This window comes from Butyricicoccus faecihominis, assembly GCF_014648015.1.
GTDB classification, from domain to species: Bacteria; Bacillota; Clostridia; order Oscillospirales; family Butyricicoccaceae; genus Agathobaculum; species Agathobaculum butyriciproducens.
Window position 1 is genome coordinate 47,977 of the sequence record NZ_BMQH01000015.1, and the last position, 3,971, is coordinate 51,947.

At 50.8% G+C, this 3,971-nt stretch carries 6 protein-coding genes and 1 pseudogene; all 7 read left to right on the top strand.

All coding sequences use genetic code 11. The annotated features are described in order from the left end of the window. Nucleotides 1-107 precede the first annotated feature (107 nt). Nucleotides 108-296, top strand: a complete 189-nt coding sequence (locus IEY11_RS13150; protein ID WP_005930722.1) for a hypothetical protein — start codon at nucleotides 108-110, stop codon at nucleotides 294-296. Continuing rightward, complete coding sequence (locus IEY11_RS13155) at nucleotides 293-634, top strand: DeoR family transcriptional regulator (protein ID WP_003020305.1); 342 nt, start codon at nucleotides 293-295, stop codon at nucleotides 632-634. The genes IEY11_RS13150 and IEY11_RS13155 overlap by 4 nt, the downstream gene beginning before the upstream one ends. Continuing rightward, on the top strand, nucleotides 627-923 hold the full coding sequence (locus IEY11_RS13160) for a DUF3847 domain-containing protein (protein WP_002594808.1): 297 nt from the start codon (nucleotides 627-629) through the stop codon (nucleotides 921-923). The genes IEY11_RS13155 and IEY11_RS13160 overlap by 8 nt, the downstream gene beginning before the upstream one ends. A 299-nt stretch (nucleotides 924-1,222) precedes the next feature. Beyond that, nucleotides 1,223-1,366 (top strand): hypothetical protein, encoded by a 144-nt coding sequence (locus IEY11_RS14620; protein WP_009274458.1) that lies wholly within the window; start codon nucleotides 1,223-1,225, stop codon nucleotides 1,364-1,366. 186 nt (nucleotides 1,367-1,552) lie between these two features. Next, a complete protein-coding gene (gene mobQ / locus IEY11_RS13170; protein WP_188886773.1) occupies nucleotides 1,553-3,133 on the top strand; it encodes a MobQ family relaxase in 1,581 nt (526 codons plus the stop codon). 64 nt (nucleotides 3,134-3,197) lie between these two features. Then, nucleotides 3,198-3,842 carry a CHC2 zinc finger domain-containing protein gene (locus IEY11_RS13175; RefSeq protein ID WP_188886774.1) on the top strand — a complete coding sequence of 215 codons (645 nt, stop codon included), beginning with the start codon at nucleotides 3,198-3,200 and terminating at the stop codon, nucleotides 3,840-3,842. Further along, a pseudogene (locus tag IEY11_RS15280) lies at nucleotides 3,811-3,971 on the top strand (virulence-associated E family protein); the annotation flags it as partial. The gene IEY11_RS13175 and the pseudogene IEY11_RS15280, both read left to right, overlap by 32 nt.

Sequence of the window (3,971 nt, forward strand, 5' to 3'; positions counted from 1 at the left end):
TAGTCTACCCTATCGCTGATACTTCGGGAGATTTTAATCGGCTCTATGGCTGTAATTTTGCCGAAAATCGCCCCGAAACCATACACTAAAACGGGAGGAAACACAATATGCCGAGAATGAGCAAAAAGAGGAAGCATGAGCTTTCCTTTTACCTCAATGACCGGGGGCGTGTCACTTACAACGAATTATGCCGGAAATGCCAGCATGGGTGCAGGCAGAGCTTCCGGGCGGTTGTGATTGACTGCCCCCGTTATTTATCCAAACGAGCAAAGAAAAAGGAGGAACACACCGAATGAATTTTGAATTTATGACGATAGACACACCATTGCCGCCCTGTATGCCCTTTCCCAGAGCGTTGACAGGATTTCCAGTCAGCAGCACCGCAAAGGTCATGTACTGCCGGATGCTGGACGCTATGCTCTCCAAAGGTCAGGAGGACGAGAACGGAATCCTGTTTGTCTGCTTCCCTGTCACAGCCATTGCCGCAGTCCTGTCCCGCAGTCCCATGACGGTCAAGCGTTCTCTGAATGAACTGGAAACCGCCGGACTTATCATGCGGGTGCGTCAGGGCGTTGGAGAACCAAACAGGATTTATGTGCTGATACCGGGAAAGGAGGACGCTGCCCTTGCCTGATACCTCAAAGCTGGAAAAGCTCAACCGGGAGTTGGAGAAAAGCGAAAAGAAACTGCGGAAAGCCATCAATGATGAAAAGGCATTGCAGCACCAGTTAAAGCAGCTTACCCGAAAGGAACGGACGCACCGGCTCTGTACTCGTGGCGGTATGCTGGAAAGTTTTCTGCAAGAGCCGGAACGCCTGACAGATGATGATGTCATGCTGTTGTTGAAACTCATTTTTCACAGGCAGGACACGCAGGAACTATTGAAAAAACTGCTGGAACGGGAGAAGCCGGAAACCCCTTAGTTTACTAAGGGCGCAATTATACACCACCCAGAGGTTGGTGCATTGCGTTCTCCGAAGGCTCCTCGCCGGAGGGCTGTGATTTTCCGCAGTCATGGTCTGCTTCAAATCAAACAGGGGACGCTACGCTTCCCCTGCGCTGGCTGCCGCCAGCTACCCTTTTGTGTACTTGCCATCTGGGGACACCTTGCGTTGCAAGCTGTTCCCAGCCGACAAGTTTCATAAAATATGCTATCTTTTCGATAGCCAATGAAGTATAATGAAGATGACAACAAATCGGCATTTGTAAAGGAGGATTTACAATGAAGAAAATTGGATTAGGTATTGCAATACTACTCTTTGCCATTATAATTTCTCTTTGCTCATCAGGAATGGGGCTGCTCGTTATCGGAATTGGGATTGTAGGATTGATTTTTTCAATCATAGGATTTATAGAACGCAAGTAAAATAACTTCCAGTTTGTCAGCTTCACATCGGGTCAACTTGCCCCGAACTTTTACAATTAAATACCAGCCGCCCACCGGCGGCACCACCGAGCAGGAAATCTGAAAAGGTCTCCTGCTTTTTTTCTGCCCCAAATGAGGTGGTAAAACGCCACCCCATCCACCAATTACCGAAAGGAGGGACACGAAATGCCCTGTCCACACAACGAAATCTCGATTGTTCAGCGCAGCCAGCGGCAGTCTGCGGTTGCCGCCGCTGCTTACCAGAGTGGCGAAAAGCTGTTCTGTGAATACGACCAGCAAGTGAAGCACTACCCGGAAAAGCGTGGTATCGTCCACAATGAAATCCTGCTCCCGGCAAATGCTCCACGGTCGTATGCAGACCGCAATACCCTATGGAACGCCGCCGAAGCTGTGGAAAAACAATGGAACTCCCAGCTTGCAAGGAGGTGGGTGCTTACCATTCCCAGAGAGATACCGCCTGACCAGTACGCTGTCCTTGTCCGGGAGTTTTGTGAGCAGCAGTTTGTTTCCAAAGGAATGATTGTTGACTTTGCCATCCATGACACTTATCCGCCGGGACACAATCCCCACGCCCATGTCATGCTCACTATGAGGGCAATGGACGAACATGGAAAATGGCTTCCCAAGAGCCGCAAGGTTTATGACCTTGACGAAAACGGGGAACGGATAAAACTTCCGTCCGGCAGATGGAAAAGCCACAAGGAGGATACGGTGGATTGGAACGACCAGAAGTATTGCGAAATCTGGCGGCATGAATGGGAGGTCATCCAGAACCGCTATCTGGAAGCCAATGACCGCCCAGAGCGTGTGGACTTGCGTTCTTATGCCAGACAGGGGCTTGATATTATCCCTACTGTCCATGAAGGGGCGGCTGTCCGGCAGATGGAAAAGCGGGGTATCCAGACGAACATCGGCAACCTGAACCGGGAAATCAGAGCCGCCAACCGCCTGATGAAGTCCATCCGGCAGCTTATCCAAAACCTCAAAGGCTGGATTACCGAGCTGGGAGAAAAACGGAAAGAGCTGCTTGCACAAAAAGCGGCGGAGGAAGCGACACTTCTTCCCAATCTGTTGATGAAGTATATGGAGATACGAAAGGAAGAACGGAAGGACTGGACAAGGGCTGGACAGAACCGGGGGACTTCACAGGACTTAAAGGCAGTCAGCGAAGCCCTGTCCTATCTCCGGCAAAAGGGGCTTTCCACTGTGGAGGACTTAGAAGCATTTCTGGAATCTTCCGGGAAATCAGCCGCAGATTACCGCAATCAGATGAAGCCAAAGGAAGTCCGCAGCAAAGTGATTGACGGGATTCTTGCCAGCCGAACAGACTGCAAGGAATGTAAGCCTTTCTATGAGAAGTACCAGAAGATATTTTTCAAGAAAACAAAGGAGAAATTCAAACAGGAACACCCGGATGTTGCCCGGTATGAGAAAGCCGCTGCCTACCTTGCCAAGCACCCAGACGATAAGGACAGTACCCAAAAGGAGCTGCAAGAGGAGCAGGAAAAACTTCTCAGCGAAATCGCAGAGCTGAAAGTACCGCTGACCGAGGTACAGGAGGATTTGAAGAAGCTGCGGGACATCCGCTACTGGGTACGGAAAGCCACACCCGGCACAGAGGAAAGTAAAGAGCCGCCTAAGAAGCAGCCCATCAAGGAAGTCTTGCAGGATAAGGCGGACGAGAAAAAGGCTCAAAGAACCGCCCCGGCACAGGCGAAACACAGACAACAGGATATGGAACTTTAACAGGCACTTGCATTTTCAATCAGAGAATGTCAGGTGCTTTTCTTATTTTCAAGGAGGGATAGATTTGAATGTATTTGAAGCTGTGAAGCAGTCCGTCACAACAAGACAGGCTGCGGAGCATTATGGAATCCATGTAGGTCGGAACGGGATGGCTTGCTGCCCGTTCCATAACGATAAAACCCCAAGTATGAAGCTGGATCGGCGTTACCACTGCTTCGGCTGCGGTGCGGATGGGGATGTGATTGATTTTACCGCCGCCCTGTATGGGCTGGGAAAGAAAGAAGCTGCCGTACAACTGGCACAGGACTTCGGGCTTTCCTATGAGGACTGGAAACCGCCGGGAAAGGCAAAAAAGCCCAAGCCCCGGCAGAAATCCCCGGAGGAACAGTTTCAGGAAGCAAAGAACCGCTGCTTCCGTATTCTTGCCGATTATCTTCACTTGCTTATGGAATGGAGAAAGGACTACGCCCCGCACTCCCCGGAGGAAGCCTTTCATCCCCGGTTCGTGGAAGCCTTACAGAAGCAAGCCCAAGTGGAATATCTGCTGGATATATTGCTGTTCGGGGAGACAGAGGAAAAAGCGGCTTTGATTGCGGACTACGGAAAGGATGTGATACAGCTTGAACAGCGAATGGCAGAGCTTGCAGCCGCAGACGCAGCAAGAATTAAAAAACACCATGAACGCCATGCAGCCACCCCAGAGCATTGAGGAAATCAAAGCGGGACTGGAAACTACCGAGAAAGGCGGTGTCCGTCAGAGCATACGGAACTGCCTGACCGTATTCCAGCGTGACCCGCTGCTTTCCGGGGCTATCGCATACAACATCCTGACCGACCG